The organism is Streptomyces sp. NPDC048603 (assembly GCF_043199475.1).
Taxonomy (GTDB): domain Bacteria; phylum Actinomycetota; class Actinomycetes; order Streptomycetales; family Streptomycetaceae; genus Streptomyces.
On sequence record NZ_JBICVY010000003.1, the window covers coordinates 568,737 to 587,381 of the forward strand.

The following is an 18,645-nucleotide window of genomic DNA, read 5'->3' on the forward strand; positions in this document are numbered from 1 at the left end:
GGCGGGAGTGGTCGCGGCGGCTGCCGGACGGATACGGCGGCGGGCCCTGCGACGCAGGGCGGACGGTCTGCGCCGGGCACGGCCGGCCGGAGCGGCGGAACCCGGCACGCGGCGGTCGCCACACCGCGTGCGGCACCGCGTGTGGCGCCGGGAGGGATCCCCGGTGCCGCGGTGGTGGCGCCGGCGGGAGCGCGGGCCGGTCTCGCGATGGGCGCCGGGAGAGGCGGAGCGTCAGCTGCCGTTCGCCGCCGACCTGTTGGCCGCCTGCCTCGCGGCCGGTGCGGGGCCGGTGGAGGCGGCCGAAGTGGTGGGGGAGTCACTGGGCGGGCCGGTGGGCGAGCAGCTGGCGCTGGCCGGTGCGGAACTGCGCCTGGGCGGCGAACCCGGGGTGTCGTGGGGAAGGCTGGCGGAGATACCGGGGGCCGCTGCCCTCGCGGACTGCCTGGAGCGGGCCGCCCGGACGGGGGCGCCCTCGGCGGAGCCGGTCTCCCGGATCGCAGGAGTCCTGCGGGACGAGCGGTCCCGGCGGGCGACCGCCGCGGCCCAGCGGGCGGCGGTTCTGGTGACCGCGCCGGTGGGGCTCTGTTTCCTGCCCGCCTTTCTCGCGGTGGGGGTGGCGCCGGTGGTGATCGGAATGGCCTCCGCTCTCCTCTCAGGCAACTGAAGTCACATCAAGAACCGAAATTCACAGGAGGTTGTCATGAGGATCATCTGGTTTCGGCTGCGGGGCGTGCTGGCCGGCCGTGGCGGCGACGCCGGAATGTCGACGTCGGAATACGCGATGGGGACCATTGCCGCCTGTGCGTTCGCGGCGGTTCTGTACAAGGTCGTCACGAGCGACGTGGTCTCGTCGGCACTTCAGACGACGATCGGCAAGGCACTCGATGTGCCGTTCTGATCAAAAGAAGGACGACCGTCGAGCGGGCCGTGGCGGCGCGGGCGACAGCGGATATGTGACGGCTGAAGCGGCTCTGGTGATTCCCGCACTGGTGCTTTTCGCGGCGCTGCTCGTGTGGGCGCTGATGGCGGCGGCCGCGCAGATCCGGTGTGTGGACGCGGCCAGGGCCGGGGCCCGGGCGGTGGCGCGGTCCGAGCCGGCCGGCGAGGCGGTGGCGGCGGCGAAGGCCGCGGCGCCGGACGGCGCGGACGTGGAGGTGCGGCGTACGGGCGACCTGTGGCGGGTGCGGGTGACCGCGCCCGCCCCGGGGCCGGCCGGGCTGCCGGTGCGGCTGGGCGCGGCTGCGGTGGCGCTCGCCGAGGACAGCGTGGGGGCGCCGCCGTGAGCCGGGACCGGGGTTCGGCGACGGTGTGGGCCGCGCTCGTGACCACGGTGCTGGGTGCCGTCTTCGGGGGTGTGCTGCTGCTCGGCCAGGCGGTCGTGGCCCGGCACCGGGCGGCGGCCGCCGCGGACCTGGCCGCCCTGGCCGCCGCCACGGCCTGGGCGCACGGTCCGCCGGCCGCCTGTGCGGCGGCCCGGCGGGTGGCGGAGGCCCAGGACGCGGGGCTGGCCGGGTGCGCCGTGGAGGGGGAAACGGCCGAGGTCACCGCCGAGGCCGCGACCGGCCCCTTCACCGTCCGCATCCGCTCCCGTGCGGGCCCGGCAGGGGCTTCGACCCGGGCGACCCGTCCGGGCCGGTGGGCAGAGGAGGCCGGGGAGGCAGGGGCTACTCCGGGGGTGCGCCGGCCAGGAGGTGGCTGAGCAGGCGCACGGCGCCGCGCTTGTGGAGGGGGTCGTTGCCGTTGCCGCATTTGGGGGACTGGATGCAGGACGGGCACCCGGCCTCGCACTCGCAGGCGGCGATGGCGTCCCGGGTCGCCGTCAGCCACGTGCGGGCCGTGTGGAAGGCCCGTTCGGAGAATCCGGCGCCGCCGGGGTGGCCGTCGTAGACGAACACTGTCGGCAACAGGGTGTCCGGGTGGAGCGGTACGGAGACCCCGCCGATGTCCCAGCGGTCGCAGGTGGCGAACAGCGGCAGCAGGCCGATGGAGGCGTGCTCGGCGGCGTGCAGGGCGCCGCCGAGGATCTCCGGGTTGATCCGGGCCGCGTCCAGCTGGTCCTCGGTGACCGTCCACCACACGGCCCGGGTGCGCAGGACGCGGGGCGGCAGGTCCAGTTTGGACTCGCCGAGGACCTCGCCGGTGATCAGTTTCCGCCGGAGATAGGAGACGACCTGGTTGGTGACTTCCACGGAGCCGTAGCAGAGCCGGGCCTCGCCCCAGGGGATCTCGGTCTCGGTGTCGAGTATGGAGACGGAGGTGGTGTCGCGGGCGGTGGTGGAGAAGGGCGGATCGGCCGGTTCGACCAGGGCCACCGAGTCCTCCAGGTCCAGGTGCCGGACCAGGTACGTCCGGCCCTGGTGGAGGTGGACCGCGCCGTCGTGCACGGCGGTGTGGGAGGCGGCCTCGTCGACCGTGCCCAGCAGCCGGCCGGTGTCCGCCTCGACGATCTGGACCGGGCGGCCGCCGCCGCCCCGGATGTCGGCCAGGTCCGCGGCCCGCTCCCGGCGGGTCCAGTGCCAGGCGGTGGCGCGGCGGCGCAGCAGCTTCGCGGATTCGAGCTGGGGGAGGAGGCCGGGAGCGGCGGGGCCGAACAGGGGCAGGTCGGCCTCGGTGAGCGGGATCTCGGCGGCCGCCGCGCACAGGTGGGGGGCGAGTACGTACGGGTTGTCCGGATCCAGCACGGTGGCTTCGACGGGCTGCCGGAACAGCGCGTCGGGGTGGTGGACGAGGTAGGTGTCCAGCGGGTCGTCGCGGGCGATCAGGACGGCCAGGGCGCCCTGGCCGGACCGCCCGGCCCGGCCGGCCTGCTGCCACAGCGAGGCGCGGGTGCCGGGATAGCCGGCGATCAGGACGGCGTCCAGGCCGGAGACGTCCACGCCCAGCTCCAGCGCGGTCGTGGCGGCCAGGCCGAGCAGCTCGCCCGAGTGCAGGGCCCGTTCCAGGGCCCGGCGCTCCTCGGGCAGGTAGCCGCCGCGGTAGGCGGCCACCCGGCCGGGCAGTGAGCGGTCCACCGCCGCGAGCCGCTCCTGGGCGATCAGTGCGATCAGCTCGGCACCGCGCCGGGAGCGGACGAAGGCGACCGTGCGGACCCGCTGGACGGCCAGGTCCGTGAGCAGGTCGGCGGTCTCGGCCGTGGCGGTGCGGCGGACCGGGGCGCCCCGCTCGCCGGAGAGCTCGGTGAGCGGCGGCTCCCACAGGGCGAAGACCACCTCGCCGCGCGGGGAGGCGTCGTCCACCACCTCGGTGACCGGTACGCCGGTCAGGCGGCTCGCCGCGGCCGCGGGGTCGCTGGCGGTGGCCGAGGCGAGGAGGAAGACCGGTTCGGAGCCGTAGCGGGCGCAGATCCGCCGCAGCCGGCGCAGGACCTGGGCGACGTGCGAGCCGAAGACGCCCCGGTAGGTGTGGCACTCGTCGATGACCACGTACCGCAGGGCGCGGAGGAAGGAGGACCAGCGCGGGTGGGCCGGGAGTATCCCGCGGTGCAGCATGTCGGGATTGGTGAGCACGTAGTTGGCGTACTGGCGGACCCATTCCCGTTCCTCGACGGGCGTGTCGCCGTCGTAGACGGCGGGTCGGACCGCGTTGCCGAGCGGGGCGGCGAGCTCCCGGACGGCGCGGCGCTGGTCGGCGGCCAGGGCCTTGGTGGGGGCCAGGTAGAGGGCGGTCGCCCCCCGGCCGTTGGGCGCCTGTGCGCCGTCCGCGAGGGCGGTCAGGACGGGGGCCAGGTAGGCGAGTGACTTGCCGGAGGCGGTGCCGGTGGCGACGACCACGGACGTGCCGTCCAGGGCGTGCTCGGCGGCCACGGCCTGGTGTTCCCAGGGGTGCTCGATGCCCGCCGCCCGGATGGCGGCTACGACATCCGTTCGGACGCGATCGGGCCAGACGGCATGACGGCCTGCCCGAGGGGGCAGATGCTCCGTATGGGTGATGCGCGCAGCCCGGCCAGGCCCCCGTGACAGGCGGTCCAGGACCGTGGCGGGAGTGGGTCGGGGGTCCGTGGCGGCCGTGGGCCGACTGGGACGGTGAGTACTGGCCATTGCAACCGAGTGTGTCACCGGTGTCGGGGACAATGGTCAGAAGGCGTCGTGCACGCCTGCCGGTAAGTGATTGAATGCCATTGCGGCAGCCAATCCCTCCACTACCTTCGGGTGGGGAGGCCCCTGGGGGGCGCCGCTCGATAGCAAGGTGCTGGAGGATCCGTGGACCTGTCCCTGTCGACTCGCACTGTCGGCGACCGCACGGTCGTCGAGGTCGGTGGCGAGATTGATGTGTATACCGCGCCCAAGCTGCGCGAGCAGTTGGTCGAGTTGGTGAACGACGGCAGCTACCACCTCGTCGTCGACATGGAGCGAGTGGACTTCCTCGACTCCACCGGCCTCGGTGTGCTTGTGGGCGGCCTCAAGCGGGTCCGCGCGCACGAGGGGTCGCTGCGCCTGGTGTGCAACCAGGAGCGGATCCTGAAGATCTTCCGGATCACCGGTCTGACCAAGGTCTTCCCGATCCACACCTCGGTGGATGACGCCGTCGCCGCCACCGACTGACGTCTCTCAAGCAGCGGGGGCGCCGGACCGTCGGTCCGGGCCCCTGTAAGGCACGTCCTTTGCCCGAGGGGGAGTACATGGCCATCGTTGAACTCCGCTTCAGCGCCCAGCCCGAGCACGTCCGCACGGCCCGCCTGGTGGCGGCAGCCGTCGCGCGCCGGGCCGGCGTGGAGGAGGCCGTGCTCGACGAGGTGCGCCTCGCCGTCGGCGAGGCGTGTTCCCGTGCCGTCGGGCTGCACCTCGGCAGTGGTGTCACCAACCCCGTCCGGGTCGTGCTGAACGACGAGGAGAAGCTGTTCTCCATCGAGGTCGTCGACGAGGTCGCGGGCCCGTCCGGGGCGGCCTCCGGTGCTGCCCCGGACCAGGAGGCGGAGGACGAGGACGAGATGGGCCTCGCGGTCATCCGCGGGCTCGTCGACGACGTCGAGGTCACCAGCGGGGAATCGGGCGGAGTGATCCGCATGAGCTGGCCGGTGGCCGGCGCTCCGGAACTCGCCTAGCGCGCGATCTTTCCCCCGATCGGCCCATCGCTCTTTCCGATCTTATTCATAAACGTTCAAGGCCCTGCTGAGCAGGGCCTTTTTCGCTGCCGGAGATCAATGAGGGGCCGTCAATGCTTTTGCCCCATTACTGCTTTCGGGGGTAATGGAGTGACGCGATCTTTTGCTGAGGAGCAAGAGAAGGCCAATTCCGTTTCCCGCGTACTGTTTTGATCCGGTGAGGCTCCCTACAATCCGTCCACATCTTTGAGCTCATCACGTCAAGGAGGACGTATGACGGGGCTCTTCACCCCTTCGGCGGCCGCGGTACTGACCGATGAAAATCGGTTGATCGTGATCGTCATCGCGGCCGTCGCTCTGGCCGCACTCGTCGTCGCACAACTCCTGGTACGCCAGGTACTCGCCGCCGACGAAGGCACCGACAGCATGAAGAAGATCGCAGCGGCCGTCCAGGAAGGCGCCAACGCCTATCTGGGCCGCCAGCTGCGCACCCTCGGCATCTTCGCCGTCGTCGTGTTCTTCCTGCTCTTCCTGCTTCCGGCGGACAACTGGTCGCAGCGGGCGGGACGTTCCGCCTTCTTCCTGGTCGGCGCCCTGTTCTCGGCCGTCACCGGCTACATCGGCATGCGGCTCGCGGTCCGCGCCAACGTCCGCGTCGCCGCGGCCGCCCGCGAGGCCACCCCCGGACCGGGGGAGCCCGAGAAGGACCTCACCTCCGTGGCCCACAAGGCCATGAAGATCGCCTTCCGCACCGGTGGGGTGGTCGGCATGTTCACCGTCGGCCTGGGCCTGCTCGGTGCCTCCTGCGTGGTCCTGGTCTACGCCGCGGACGCGCCGAAGGTGCTGGAGGGCTTCGGCCTGGGAGCCGCGCTGATCGCGATGTTCATGCGTGTCGGCGGCGGCATCTTCACCAAGGCCGCCGACGTCGGCGCCGACCTGGTCGGCAAGGTCGAGCAGGGCATTCCGGAGGACGATCCGCGCAATGCCGCGACCATCGCCGACAATGTGGGCGACAACGTCGGCGACTGCGCGGGCATGGCCGCGGACCTCTTCGAGTCCTACGCCGTCACCCTGGTGGCCGCTCTCATCCTCGGCAAGGCCGCCTTCGGCGACCTCGGCCTGGCCTTCCCCCTCATCGTCCCCGCCATCGGCGTGATCACCGCGATGATCGGCATCTTCGCCGTCTCCCCGCGCCGCACCGACCGCAGCGGCATGACCGCCATCAACCGAGGCTTCTTCATCTCCGCCGTGATCTCCCTGGTGCTGGTCGCCGTCGCGGTCTTCGCCTACCTGCCGGACAGCTACAAGGAGCTCGCCGGCGTCGAGAACGCCGCGATCGTCAACCACTCCGGCGACCCGCGGATCCTCGCCCTCGTCGCCGTCGCGATCGGCATCGTGCTCGCCGCCCTGATCCAGCAGCTGACCGGCTACTTCACCGAGACCAACCGCCGTCCCGTGCGGGACATCGGCAAGTCCTCGCTGACCGGCCCCGCCACCGTCGTCCTGGCAGGTGTCTCCGTCGGCCTGGAGTCCGCCGTCTACACCGCGCTGCTGATCGGCCTCGGCGTCTACGGCGCATTCCTGCTCGGCGGCACCTCGATCATGCTCGCCCTGTTCGCCGTCGCGCTGGCCGGTACCGGCCTGCTCACCACCGTCGGCGTGATCGTCGCCATGGACACCTTCGGCCCGGTCTCCGACAACGCCCAGGGCATCGCCGAGATGTCCGGCGACGTCGAGGGCGCCGGCGCGCAGGTCCTGACCGACCTGGACGCCGTCGGCAACACCACCAAGGCCATCACCAAGGGCATCGCCATCGCCACCGCCGTGCTCGCCGCCGCCGCGCTCTTCGGCTCGTACAGCGACGCGATCACGGGGGCCGTCAAGGACGTCGGCGCCAAGTCCGGCGAGCTCGGCCTCAGCCTGGACATCGGCCAGCCCAACAACCTGGTCGGGCTGATCCTGGGCGCGGCCGTGGTGTTCCTCTTCTCCGGCCTGGCCATCAACGCGGTCTCCCGGTCCGCCGGAGCCGTGGTCTACGAGGTCCGCCGGCAGTTCCGCGAGCACCCCGGGATCATGGACTACTCGGAGAAGCCCGAGTACGGGCGCGTCGTCGACATCTGCACCAAGGACGCGCTGCGCGAGCTCGCCACGCCCGGCCTGCTCGCCGTGATGGCCCCCATCGCGGTCGGCTTCACCCTCGGGGTGGGCGCCCTCGGCTCGTACCTGGCCGGCGCGATCGCCTGCGGCACCCTGATGGCCGTGTTCCTGGCCAACTCCGGCGGTGCCTGGGACAACGCCAAGAAGTTGGTCGAGGACGGCCACCACGGCGGCAAGGGCAGCGAGGCCCATGCCGCGACGGTCATCGGCGACACAGTCGGCGACCCGTTCAAGGACACCGCCGGCCCGGCCATCAACCCGCTGCTCAAGGTGATGAACCTGGTGGCGCTGCTGATCGCCCCGGCCGTCGTCCAGTTCAGCTACGGGGACGACGCGAACCCCGTCGTCCGCGCCGTCGTCGCGGCCTTCGCCATCGCCGTCATCGTCGTCGCCGTGTACGTGTCCAAGAGGCGCGGCATCGCCGTCGGCGACGACAGCACCAGCGGGGCCGCCGAGCGGGTGTCCCAGCAGACGGACCCGGCGGTGGTCTCCTGAACTGACCGGACCCGGGCTGCAGCCCGGAAACCGCAGGTCTGAACGGCGGACGGGCGGCGCGTACTGACGCGCCGTCCGTCCGCTTTTCTGCGCACCCGGATGGCTGGCGTGTATGTTCCGGGCCGAGAGCCTTGGAAGGGACCAATCCGGTGAACAAGAAGCTTGCTGCCGCGGTCTCCGGCGGTGCGGTGCTGATGCTCGCGCTGTCCGGTTGCGGCGAACCAGCCGACAACAAGTCCAGTGACTGGGCCAAGAAGGTCTGCGACAAGTGGCAGCCCGAGTACAAGAAGATCGAGGCGGCCAACGCCGACCTGAAGCGGGTGGCGACCGAGAGCAGCAAGCCCGACGAGGTCAAGCAGACCGACGCGGCCGCCTTCCAGACCATGTCGGAGGCGTTCGGGGCGATCAGCCTGGCCCTGCGGGACGCCGGTGACCCGGGAGGCAAGGACGCCAACGCGGCGGCCGACGCCGCGGCCAAGGGCTTCGACGACACGGCCAAGGGCTACGCGGAGCTCAAGACGAAGATGGACCAGCTCGACGCGGCGGACCAGACGAAGTTCGCCGCGGGCCTCCAGGAGCTGTCGACGGGTCTGGAGAAGGTCTCCGCGGACGAGAAGGCCGCCCGCGAGAAGCTGAAGACCGGCGGGCTCGACAAGCCGATGGCGGAGCAGAAGGGCTGTCAGGCCGTCGCCCCGTCGCCCGCCCAGAGCTGACCGGGGCCCGCGCGTGGCCCGTACGGGGCCCGGCCTGCCGGGCCCCCGGCGGCCTGCCGGTCCGGAGCGGGCGGTGCGGCGCGGCACCGCCCCGGCCGCGGGGTTTTCCACAGGGCCGCCCTCGGTCGCACGGATCGGCGGCGGCAGCCGACACAATGGACGGGTGAGTAACACCGACCTCCCCTCGCCCGACCGCGCCGCAGCCCTTCGCGCGGCCCTGCTCACCGCCGGCTTCACCGCCGACGGCCTGCTGGACCTGCTCGGCGCCCCCGCCTACGCCGCGCTGGCCCGCAGCGAGACGGTGCCCGCGCTGCGCGCGACGCGCGGGGACGGCCCGCTGCAGACCCTGGTCCGGCTGTTCCTGCTGCAGCAGCCCGTGCCGTACGCGCACGCCGCCGGGGCGCTGCCGGCCGAGGAGGCACTGGCCGACGGCTGGCTGGGGCGCGAGGAGGCCGCCGACGGCACGGACACCGTGCACGCCACCGTCGACGTCCGCCCGTACGGCGGCCCGGACGGGGAGGACTGGTTCATCGTCTCGGACCTCGGCTGCGCGGTCGGCGGGGCCGGCGGCATCGGCGGCCGGGGCCGTGAGACGGACACGGCCGTGGTGCTCGGCGTCGGCGGGGCGTCCACCACCCTCGCCGGGATCACCGTCCGCACCCCGGTCGGCTCGGCCCTCGACCTCGGAACCGGCTCCGGCATCCAGGCGCTGCACGCCACCCGGCACGCCACCCGGGTCACCGCGACCGACGTCAACCCGCGCGCCCTGGAGTTCACCCGGCTCACCCTGGCCCTCTCCGGGGCTCCCGAGGCCGAGCTCCTCACCGGCTCCCTCTTCGAGCCGGTCGGCGACGCGACGTACGACCTGATCGTTTCCAACCCGCCCTTCGTGATCTCCCCCGGCGCCCGGCTGACCTACCGGGACGGCGGCATGGGCGGCGACGACCTGTGCCGCACCCTGGTGCGGCAGGCGGGCGAGCACCTCAACCCGGGTGGGTACGCGCAGTTCCTGGCCAACTGGCAGCACGTGGAGGGCGAGGACTGGCGGGACCGGCTCCGTTCCTGGGTGCCGCGCGGCTGCGACGCCTGGATCGTGCAGCGCGAGGTGCAGGACATCACCCAGTACGCGGAGTTGTGGCTGCGGGACGCCGGCGACCACCGGATGGACCCGCGGGAGTACGCGGAGCGGTACGAGGACTGGCTGGAGGAGTTCGAGGCCCGCAAGACCAAGGCCGTCGGATTCGGCTGGATCACGCTGCGCCGCAGTGACGCGGAGGAGCCCTCGATCGTGGTGGAGGAGTGGCCGCACCCGGTGGAGCAGCCGCTCGGGGAGACCGTCCGGGCACATTTCGCCCGTCAGGACTACCTGCGCGAGCACGATGACGCGGCGCTGCTGGAAGGCCGGTTCCAGCTGGCCGTCGAGGTGATGCAGGAGCAGGTCGGGGCGCCGGGCGCGGAGGACCCGGAGCACGTGGTGCTCCGGCAGAACCGCGGCATGCGGCGCGCCACGAAGGTGGACACGGTCGGGGCGGGCTTCGCAGGAGTGTGCGACGGCTCACTGACGGCGGGGCGGATTCTGGACGCGATCGCCCAGCTGGTGCAGGAGGACCCGGTCGTATTGCGTGACCGTACGCCGGAGGCGATCCGGCTGCTGGTGGAGCAGGGCTTCCTGGAGCCCTCCGAGCTGCCGGCGCGCTGAATTCACCTGGGGTTCGCCCCGTGTACCCCCTGGCCTGCGAGGCTCACCGAGCCGATGAAATCCGGGGGGAACCGGGGGAAAGCAGGGAGCGGCTCCGGGGGAAAGGGGGACGGCATGGAAAGCAGTCCGGCGATCTTCGCTGCGACGGTGTTCCTGCTGTTCGGAGCCGCCCTGCTGGCCTGGACGGGGGCGCGGGCGCTGCACCGCGCGCCGGTGGCGGAGGGCGTTCGCCCCGCCGTGGCCGTTCCGGTGGCCCTGCTGGCCGGCGGGATCTCGCTGGCCCTCGGCGTGTGGTGCCTGAGCCGGCTCTGAGCCGCCGGGAAACGGAAGATCCGGAGCGGATCCCCGGGCGCGACCGGGCGTGACCGAGGGCGGCCGAAGGTGGGCCGAAGGCGGGGCCAGACGGCCCCCAGGCCACTCGGGCCGGTGATCGACAGGGGCCCGGCGCGACATCCGGGCGGCACGAAGGGCACTAGTCGGGTTACCGTTCGAGTGGCCGTTGCGGGCATGTGCCGTTTGACACGGGGGCGGGTTGTACCGTCACACTCCGCAGCGTCGCCGTACCGCGACCGAGTGCCGACCGGAGAGAAGAGCCAAGTTGTCCCCGACTAGCGAGACCGCAAAGGGCGGCCGCCGACTCGTCATTGTCGAGTCCCCTGCCAAGGCGAAGACGATCAAGGGCTACCTGGGCCCTGGATACGTCGTCGAGGCGAGCGTCGGGCACATCCGCGACCTCCCGAACGGCGCGGCGGAGGTGCCCGAGAAGTACACGGGCGAGGTCCGGCGCCTCGGCGTGGACGTCGAGCACGACTTCCAGCCGATCTACGTCGTCAACGCCGACAAGAGGGCCCAGGTCAAGAAGCTCAAGGACCTGCTGGCCGAGTCCGACGAGCTCTTCCTCGCCACCGATGAGGACCGCGAGGGCGAGGCCATCGCCTGGCACCTGCAGGAAGTCCTCAAGCCCAAGGTCCCCGTCCACCGCATGGTCTTCCACGAGATCACCAAGGACGCGATCCGCGAGGCCGTCGCCAACCCGCGCGAACTCAACCAGCGCATGGTCGACGCCCAGGAGACCCGCCGCATCCTCGACCGCCTGTACGGCTACGAGGTCTCGCCGGTCCTCTGGAAGAAGGTCATGCCCAAGCTGTCGGCGGGCCGCGTGCAGTCCGTCGCCACCCGTCTCGTCGTCGAGCGCGAGCGCGAGCGCATCGCCTTCCGCTCCGCCGAGTACTGGGACCTGACCGGCACCTTCTCCACCGGCCGGGCCGGTGATGCCTCCGACCCGTCCTCGCTGGTCGCCCGCCTGAACACGGTCGACGGCCGGCGCATCGCCCAGGGCCGCGACTTCGGCTCCAACGGGCAGCTCAAGAGCGAGGTCCTGCACCTGGACGAGGCGAACGCGCGCGCCCTGGCGGCCGCCCTCGCCGACACCTCCTTCGCGGTCCGCTCGGTCGAGTCCAAGCCGTACCGCCGCTCGCCGTACGCCCCCTTCCGTACGACCACCCTCCAGCAGGAGGCGTCGCGCAAGCTGGGCTTCGGTGCGAAGGCGACCATGCAGGTGGCCCAGAAGCTGTACGAGAACGGCTTCATCACCTACATGCGTACGGACTCCACGATCCTGTCGGACACCGCCGTGGCGGCCGCCCGCGCCCAGGTCACCCAGCTGTACGGCGCCGACTACCTGCCGCCGCAGCCGCGCGTCTACGCCGGCAAGGTCAAGAACGCGCAGGAGGCCCACGAGGCCATCCGGCCCTCGGGTGATCGTTTCCGCACGCCCGCCGAGACCGGACTGACCGGCGACCAGTTCAAGCTCTACGAGCTGATCTGGAAGCGGACCGTCGCCTCCCAGATGAAGGACGCGACCGGCAACTCCGTCACCGTCAAGATCGGCGGCACCGCCGCGGACGGCCGCGACGCCGAGTTCAGCGCGTCCGGCAAGACCATCACCTTCCACGGCTTCATGAAGGCGTACGTCGAGGGCGCCGACGACCCGAACGCCGAGCTCGACGACCGCGAGCGCCGGCTGCCGCAGGTCGCCGAGGGCGACGCCCTCTCGGCCTCGGACATCACCGCGGACGGCCACGCCACCAAGCCGCCGGCCCGGTACACCGAGGCCAGCCTGGTCAAGGAGCTCGAAGAGCGCGAGATCGGCCGCCCGTCGACGTACGCGTCGATCATCGGCACCATCCTCGACCGCGGGTACGTGTTCAAGAAGGGCACCGCCCTGGTGCCGTCCTTCCTGTCCTTCGCCGTCGTCAACCTGCTGGAGAAGCACTTCGGCCGGCTCGTCGACTACGACTTCACCGCGAAGATGGAGGACGACCTCGACCGCATCGCGCGGGGCGAGGCGCAGTCCGTGCCGTGGCTGAAGCGCTTCTACTTCGGCGGCGAGGGCGAGATCGCGGACGCTTCTTCGGCAGGGAACGGCGACGGTGACCACCTCGGCGGTCTGAAGGAGCTGGTCACGGACCTCGGCGCGATCGACGCGCGGGAGATCTCCTCCTTCCCGGTCGGCGAGGGCATCGTGCTGCGGGTCGGCCGTTACGGCCCGTACATCGAGCGCGGCGAGAAGGACGCGGAGGGCCACCAGCGGGCCGACGTGCCCGAGGACCTCGCGCCCGACGAGCTGACCGTGGAGTACGCGGAGCACCTGTTCTCGAAGCCGAGCGGTGAGTTCCCGCTGGGCAAGGACCCCCTGTCGGGCCACGAGATCGTGGCGAAGGACGGCCGGTACGGCCCGTACGTGACGGAGATCCTGCCCGAGGGCACCCCGAAGACCGGCAAGAACGCGGTGAAGCCGCGGACGGCTTCCCTCTTCAAGTCGATGTCCCTGGACACGGTGACCCTCGACGACGCGCTGAAGCTGATGTCCCTGCCGCGGGTGGTGGGCACGGACGCGGAGGGCGTGGAGATCACGGCGCAGAACGGCCGGTACGGCCCGTACCTGAAGAAGGGCACGGACAGCCGCTCCCTGGAGACCGAGGACCAGCTCTTCGGCATCACGCTGGACGAGGCGCTGGCGATCTACGCCCAGCCGAAGCAGCGGGGCCGCGCGGCGGCCAAGCCGCCGCTGAAGGAACTGGGCACGGACCCGGTGAGCGAGCGCCCGGTGGTGGTCAAGGACGGCCGCTTCGGCCCGTACGTGACGGACGGCGAGACGAACGCGACGCTGCGGCGGGACGACGACGTCGAGACGATCACGCCGGAGCGGGGCTACGAGCTGCTGGCGGAGAAGCGGGCGAAGGGGCCGGTCAAGAAGACGGCGAAGAAGGCGCCGGCGAAGAAGACCACGGCTGCCGCGAAGAAGACGGCGGCGAAGAAGACGACGGCGGCGGCCGCGAAGAAGACGACCGCTGCCGCGAAGAAGACGGCGGCGAAGAAGACCACGGCGAAGGCGGCGGCCGCGAAGAAGACGGCCGCGACCCCTCCGACCGAGGACTAGCCCCGCCGGCCCACACGGCGGTGCGGTGCGGCCGCCTGCCCGCACGGCTGCGTGAACGGCAGCCTGACCACACGGCGGTGCGGTGCGGGACGCCTTTCCGTACGGCCGTGCGGACGGTGGTCTCGCTCGCACGGCTGAGGGAACGGCCGGGCGGGGTGGGAGTGCCCGGGGGGTTGCTCAGCCTCCGCCCAGCCGAGCGCAGCGGATAGGCTGGGCGGATGACGCGAGCCGAGCAGCCGACGGTCGTGCCCTCCGGGAAGGACCCCGTGAACCCCACCTACGACGAAGCCCTGGCCGCGGACTCCCGCGAGCGGGCGGTGCGCGCCCTGCTGCGCACGCCCCGGCTCCGCCGCCTGTGGAGCGCCCAGCTGGTCAGCGGCATCGGAGATGCCCTGGCCCTGCTGGTCCTGGTCCTGCTCGCACTGCAGGCCGCAGTCGCCGAGGGCGCCTTCGGCGGCGGTTACCGCGGCGCCGCGCTCGCCGTCACGGCCGTCCTCGGGGTCCGCATCCTCGCCACCCTCCTCACCGGCGCCGTGCTGCTGGGCCCGCTGGACCGGCTCCTCGCACCCAAGGAGCACGGCGGCAGGCTCGACCGCCGCTGGACCCTGATCGGCGCGGACGGGTTCCGGATCGCGCTGTTCGTCGTGGCCCCGCTCTGGCTGGACTGGATCCCGGCACACGCCCTGACCGCCCTCCTCCTGACCGTGTTCGTCGCCGGCGTCGCCGAGCGCCTGTGGACCATCGCCAAGGAGAGCGCCGCACCGGCGCTGCTGCCGGAGCCGCCGCCCGAGGGCGCGACCGTACGGCCGCTCCCCGACCACCTCGACGCGCTGCGCCGGCTGACGCTCCGTACGAGCTTCGCCGCGCTGCCCGCCGCCGCGGCGGTGCTGCTCGCCGCCACCCTGGTCGGTGAGGCGCTCGGCCTGGGCGTCGACTGGTTCGCGGAGAACCGCGCGGCCCTCGGCTCGTACGTCGCGGCCGGCCTGTTCGCGGCCTCGGTCTCGCTGCTGCTGCCGCTGGTGCTGCCCGACGCCAGGACGCCCCGCCCCCGCTCGCCCCTGGAGGGCCTGCGCGCGCCCCGGACCGGGGACCGCCCGGAGAAGGGCCGTACGGGAGTCATCCCGCTGCTCGTCCTGGCCTGTGCGGCGGTCGCCGGGGCGGTGTCCTGCGCCGTCGCCGTATCGGTCCTGCACGCGTTCGACCTCGGCGGCGGCCCGGCCGGCTTCGCCCTGCTGGTGTTCGCCCTGAGCGCGGGCACCGCCGCCGGCATCCGGGCCACCCAGGCCGGCAAGGTGCTGCCCGCGCTGTCCCGGCGCCGGCTGCTGGCCCTGGCCATCGCCGTCACCGGGCTCGCGCTGCTGCTGACCGGCCTGGTCGCGGACCTCGCCACCGTCGTGTTCCTGACCGCGCTCGCCGGCGTCACCGCGGGTGTCGCGGCGAACACCGGCCACACCCTCATCGACCAGGAGACCGAGGAGTTCCGGCGGGCCCGGGTCACCGAGCACCTGCAGGCCGTCGTACGCGTCGCCATCGCGGCCGGCGCGGTCGCCGCGCCCCTGCTGGCCGCCGCCATCGGCCCGCACCGGCTGGGTGGCGACGGCGTGGTCTTCGTGCACGGCGGCGCGGCGTTCACGCTGATGCTGGTCGGCGCGCTGCTGCTGCCCGTGGCGGTGACCGTACTGGCCCGCGCCGACGACCGGAGCGGCGTACCGCTGCGCCGCGACCTGCGCGAGGCGCTGCGGGGCGGCGAGCCGCTGCAGGCGCCGTCACGCACCGGCTTCTTCATCGCCCTGGAGGGCGGGGACGGCGCCGGCAAGTCCACCCAGGTGCAGGCGCTCGCGGAGTGGATACGGAGCAAGGGCCACGAGGTGGTGGTGACCCGGGAGCCCGGCGCCACGCCCATCGGCAAGCGGCTCCGTTCGATCCTGCTGGACGTCTCCTCGGCCGGGCTGTCCAACCGCGCGGAGGCGCTGCTCTACGCGGCGGACCGCGCCGAGCACGTGGACACCGTGGTCCGGCCCGCCCTGGAGCGCGGCGCGGTGGTCATCTCCGACCGCTACATCGACTCGTCCGTCGCCTATCAGGGCGCCGGGCGCGACCTCTCCCCGACGGAGATCGCCCGGATCTCGCGGTGGGCGACGACCGGACTGGTGCCGAACCTGACGGTGCTGCTGGACGTCTCGCCGGAAGCCGCCCGGGAGCGGTTCACGGAGGCGCCCGACCGCCTGGAGTCCGAGCCGGCCGAGTTCCACCAGCGGGTGCGGGCCGGGTTCCTGACCCTGGCCGCGGCCGACCCGGGTCGCTACCTGGTGGTGGACGCGGGCCAGGACCCGGAGTCGGTCACCACGGTCGTACGCCACCGGCTGGACCGGATGCTGCCGCTCTCGGAGGCGGAGCTGGAGGCTCAGGCCGAGGCGCGCCGGAAGGCCGAGGAGGAGGCGAAGCGGAAGGCGGCCGAGGAGGCCGCGGCCGCGGAGGCCGCCCGCAAGGCCGAGGAGGAGCGTCGGCGGGCGGAGGAGGAAGCCGCCCGGAAGGCCGAGGAGGAGCGCCTGCGCGCCGAGGCCGAGGCCCGGGCACGCGCGGCCGAGGAGGCTGCGCGCAAGGCCGAGGAGGAGCGTCGGCGGGCGGAGGAGGAAGCCGCCCGGAAGGCCGAGGAGGAGCGTCGGCGCGCCGAGGCCGAGCGGCTCCGTGCCGAGGCGGAGGAGAAGGCGCTCCGGGCGGAGCAGGAGCGGCTGCGCCGCCAGGCCGAGGAGCAGGCCCGGCTGCGGGCCGAGGCCGAGGAGAAGCGGCTGGAGAAGCAGCGCCGGGCTGAGGAGGCCCTGGTGAAGGCGGAGGAGGCGCGCCGGCTCGCGGCCGCGTCCGCCGCGGCCGCGGCAGCAGCGGCCGGGTCCGCGCCGGCTTCGGCGGCCGCCGCCGCGGCTCCGGACACGCCCACGGCTCCGGACCGGCTCCGGAAGGCCGATCCGCGTGGTGGACAGGACCCCCGTGCGGCGGCTCCGGCCACTGCGACCGCCGGTGCTCCGGCCGCTGCTCCGGCTGCTCCGGCCGGGCACCCGGACGACGCCGTGACCGTCGAGACCCCGGTCGTGGCGACCGGGCCGGACCGACGGGTGCTGCGGCCGGACGACGTCACCGAAACGGTGCCGGTCCCGAAAGTGGACCCGAACGCGGCCCCGGCCGCTCCGAAGGCGAACCTCCGCAAGACCGACCCGGCCGCGGAGACGACGGTGCTGCCGCCCGTACGCCCCGGCGGCGATCCGGCGGCGGAGACGGCCGTGCTGCCGCCCGTACGCCCCGGAGAGTCGCCCGTGGACCGGGTGCCTCCGGGCTTCTTCCGGGACGACAGGCCGGCCGCCTCCGGCGGCGGGGACGCCACCCGCGAGCTGCCGGTGATGGACCCCTCGGGCAGCCCCCGGCGCCGTTCCGACTGGGCCGAGGAGACCCCGCTGGACGACCTCCCCACGCTGGCCGACGAGCTGCTCGGGCCGCACCGGGACGAGCACGATGCCGATCGCGACGACGACGGGGGCGAGGGCCGGCCGCCGCGCCGGCGCCGCGGCTGAGCCCGCCGCTCCGGGAGTGCCGGGCGGTGTGCACCGGCTTGTCGGTGGCGCCCGCCACAATGGTCGGCGGGGCACACGGCCGGCGGGGCACACCCTCGGCGGGGCACCCGGCCGGCACAGCACCCGGTGCCCCGGACGCGGGAGCTGGGGACGAAGACGTGGGAAGACGTGGAAGGAGGCGGCGGCATGGCCGTATGGGACGACCTGGTGGGCCAGGAGCGCGTCGAGACGCAGCTGGCCGCCGCCGCGCGTGACGCCGACGCACTGGTGAGCGCCGCCGGGGCCGGGCAGCCGGCGCCAGCCGCGTCCAAGATGACGCACGCCTGGCTGTTCACCGGACCTCCCGGTTCCGGCCGGGACACCGCTGCCCGGGCCTTCGCCGCGGCCCTGCAGTGCACCAGCCCGGACCGGGCCCTCGGCGGCGCGCCCGGCTGCGGTTTCTGCGACGGCTGCCACACCACCCTGGTCGGCACCCATGCGGACGTCGAGATCGTCCGTACGGACCTGCTCTCCATCGGCGTCAAGGAGACCCGCGACCTGGTCCGCCGTGCCCAGCTCTCCCCCGCCGTGGGCCGCTGGCAGGTCATCGTGCTGGAGGACGCCGACCGGCTCACCGAGGGCGCCGGCAACGTCCTGCTCAAGGCCGTCGAGGAGCCGGCCCCGCGGACGGTCTGGCTGCTCTGCGCGCCCTCTCTGGAGGACGTGCTGCCCACGATCCGGTCCCGCTGCCGGCACCTCAGCCTGCGCACCCCGTCGGTGGACGCCGTCGCCGACGTCCTGGTCCGCCGTGACGGCATCGAGCCCTCCGCGGCCGCGGCGGCCGCCCGCGCCACCCAGGGGCACATCGACCGGGCCCGCCGCCTGGCCACCGACGAGCGCGCCCGTGCCCGGCGTGCCGCCGTGCTCCGGCTGCCGCTCCGCGTCGACGACGTGGGGGCCTGCCTCAAGGCGGCACAGGAACTGGTCGACGCCGCCGCGGAGGACGCCAAGCAGGTCGCGGAGGAGGTCGACGTCAAGGAGACCGAGGACCTGAAGGCCGCGCTCGGCGCCTCCACCGGGACCGGCGGCCGGATGCCGCGCGGCACGGCGGGCGTGATGAAGGAGCTGGAGGACCGGCAGAAGCGCCGCCGCACCCGCACCCAGCGCGACAGCCTCGACCTCGCCCTCACCGACCTGACCGGCTTCTACCGGGACGTCCTGGCCCTCCAGCTGGGCTCCTCGGTGGCCATCGCCAACGAGGAGGTACGGGGCGACCTGGACCAGGTGGCCCGGGCCGGCGGCCCCGAGCGGACGCTGCGCCGCATCGAGGCGATCATCGCCTGCCGGGAGGCGCTGGACCGCAATGTGGCCCCGCTGCTCGCGGTGGAGGCCATGACGATGGCACTCCGCGCCGGCTGACCGGACACCCCGGCCCGCGCATCCCGGCCCGCGCACCCAGGCGCGCGCATCGGGGCCCGCACACCCGCGCCCGCCCGTCCCCCTGGTTGACCGCTCACCCGTACGGGCAAACGACGGCCCCGGGAGGGTGCCGGAGG

The 18,645-nt window shown here is 73.4% G+C and carries 14 protein-coding genes; 13 read left to right on the forward strand and 1 reads right to left on the reverse strand.

Features of this window, described 5'->3' with window-relative positions:
• The first annotated feature begins 163 nt into the window (after positions 1-163).
• The 4 genes from ACGFQ9_RS09320 to ACGFQ9_RS09335 are packed head-to-tail and all read left to right on the forward strand — an operon-like array spanning position 164 to position 1,699.
• Positions 164-664, forward strand: coding sequence for a type II secretion system F family protein (locus ACGFQ9_RS09320; RefSeq protein ID WP_393572787.1), 501 nt, complete (start codon positions 164-166; stop codon positions 662-664).
• Between the two features lie 36 nt (positions 665-700).
• Positions 701-898: a DUF4244 domain-containing protein gene (locus tag ACGFQ9_RS09325; protein ID WP_393572789.1), complete on the forward strand. Its 198-nt coding sequence runs from the start codon at positions 701-703 to the stop codon at positions 896-898.
• Positions 885-1,283 carry a TadE family type IV pilus minor pilin gene (locus ACGFQ9_RS09330; RefSeq protein WP_393572790.1) on the forward strand — a complete coding sequence of 133 codons (399 nt, stop codon included), beginning with the start codon at positions 885-887 and terminating at the stop codon, positions 1,281-1,283. Before ACGFQ9_RS09325 ends, ACGFQ9_RS09330 begins: the two co-directional genes overlap by 14 nt.
• Positions 1,280-1,699: an Rv3654c family TadE-like protein gene (locus ACGFQ9_RS09335; protein WP_393572792.1), complete on the forward strand. Its 420-nt coding sequence runs from the start codon at positions 1,280-1,282 to the stop codon at positions 1,697-1,699. Before ACGFQ9_RS09330 ends, ACGFQ9_RS09335 begins: the two co-directional genes overlap by 4 nt.
• On the opposite strand, the gene ACGFQ9_RS09340 is transcribed toward ACGFQ9_RS09335, so the two are convergent.
• Complete coding sequence (locus tag ACGFQ9_RS09340) at positions 1,665-4,037, reverse strand: DEAD/DEAH box helicase (RefSeq protein ID WP_393572794.1); 2,373 nt, start codon at positions 4,035-4,037, stop codon at positions 1,665-1,667. The genes ACGFQ9_RS09335 and ACGFQ9_RS09340 overlap by 35 nt on opposite strands.
• A gap of 162 nt (positions 4,038-4,199) precedes the next feature.
• Here ACGFQ9_RS09340 and bldG point away from each other — a divergent pair, with 162 nt between their 5' ends.
• The 9 genes from bldG to ACGFQ9_RS09385 all read left to right on the forward strand — a co-directional run bounded on the left by bldG (position 4,200) and on the right by ACGFQ9_RS09385 (position 18,508).
• Complete coding sequence (gene bldG, locus ACGFQ9_RS09345) at positions 4,200-4,541, forward strand: anti-sigma factor antagonist BldG (RefSeq protein WP_150208987.1); 342 nt, start codon at positions 4,200-4,202, stop codon at positions 4,539-4,541.
• A gap of 77 nt (positions 4,542-4,618) precedes the next feature.
• A complete protein-coding gene (locus ACGFQ9_RS09350) occupies positions 4,619-5,041 on the forward strand; it encodes an ATP-binding protein (protein WP_393572796.1) in 423 nt (140 codons plus the stop codon).
• 273 nt (positions 5,042-5,314) lie between these two features.
• Positions 5,315-7,693 carry a sodium-translocating pyrophosphatase gene (locus ACGFQ9_RS09355; protein ID WP_393572798.1) on the forward strand — a complete coding sequence of 793 codons (2,379 nt, stop codon included), beginning with the start codon at positions 5,315-5,317 and terminating at the stop codon, positions 7,691-7,693.
• 149 nt (positions 7,694-7,842) lie between these two features.
• Complete coding sequence (locus ACGFQ9_RS09360; RefSeq protein ID WP_393572800.1) at positions 7,843-8,406, forward strand: small secreted protein; 564 nt, start codon at positions 7,843-7,845, stop codon at positions 8,404-8,406.
• A 163-nt stretch (positions 8,407-8,569) separates the two neighbouring features.
• Positions 8,570-10,105 carry a methyltransferase gene (locus tag ACGFQ9_RS09365; protein ID WP_393572802.1) on the forward strand — a complete coding sequence of 512 codons (1,536 nt, stop codon included), beginning with the start codon at positions 8,570-8,572 and terminating at the stop codon, positions 10,103-10,105.
• A gap of 114 nt (positions 10,106-10,219) precedes the next feature.
• Entirely contained in the window at positions 10,220-10,417 is a 198-nt protein-coding gene (locus ACGFQ9_RS09370; RefSeq protein ID WP_393572804.1) for a hypothetical protein, read from the forward strand.
• 286 nt (positions 10,418-10,703) lie between these two features.
• Complete coding sequence (gene topA / locus ACGFQ9_RS09375; RefSeq protein WP_393572806.1) at positions 10,704-13,547, forward strand: type I DNA topoisomerase; 2,844 nt, start codon at positions 10,704-10,706, stop codon at positions 13,545-13,547.
• A gap of 218 nt (positions 13,548-13,765) precedes the next feature.
• On the forward strand, positions 13,766-17,110 hold the full coding sequence (gene tmk, locus ACGFQ9_RS09380) for a dTMP kinase (protein ID WP_393572808.1): 3,345 nt from the start codon (positions 13,766-13,768) through the stop codon (positions 17,108-17,110).
• A 186-nt stretch (positions 17,111-17,296) separates the two neighbouring features.
• A complete protein-coding gene (locus ACGFQ9_RS09385) occupies positions 17,297-18,508 on the forward strand; it encodes a DNA polymerase III subunit delta' (RefSeq protein ID WP_393572809.1) in 1,212 nt (403 codons plus the stop codon).
• Positions 18,509-18,645 lie beyond the last annotated feature (137 nt).

Bases quoted from the DNA above. Each gene is read 5' to 3' on its own strand.
- ACGFQ9_RS09325 (WP_393572789.1), top strand. From the start codon at position 701: ATGAGGATCATCTGGTTTCGGCTGCGGGGCGTGCTGGCCGGCCGTGGC.
- ACGFQ9_RS09355 (WP_393572798.1), top strand. From the start codon at position 5,315: ATGACGGGGCTCTTCACCCCTTCGGCGGCCGCGGTACTGACCGATGAA.
- ACGFQ9_RS09385 (WP_393572809.1), top strand. From the start codon at position 17,297: ATGGCCGTATGGGACGACCTGGTGGGCCAGGAGCGCGTCGAGACGCAG.
- tmk (WP_393572808.1), top strand. From the start codon at position 13,766: ATGACGCGAGCCGAGCAGCCGACGGTCGTGCCCTCCGGGAAGGACCCC.
- ACGFQ9_RS09340 (WP_393572794.1), bottom strand. From the start codon at position 4,037: ATGGCCAGTACTCACCGTCCCAGTCGGCCCACGGCCGCCACGGACCCC.
- ACGFQ9_RS09330 (WP_393572790.1), top strand. From the start codon at position 885: ATGTGCCGTTCTGATCAAAAGAAGGACGACCGTCGAGCGGGCCGTGGC.
- ACGFQ9_RS09350 (WP_393572796.1), top strand. From the start codon at position 4,619: ATGGCCATCGTTGAACTCCGCTTCAGCGCCCAGCCCGAGCACGTCCGC.
- ACGFQ9_RS09370 (WP_393572804.1), top strand. From the start codon at position 10,220: ATGGAAAGCAGTCCGGCGATCTTCGCTGCGACGGTGTTCCTGCTGTTC.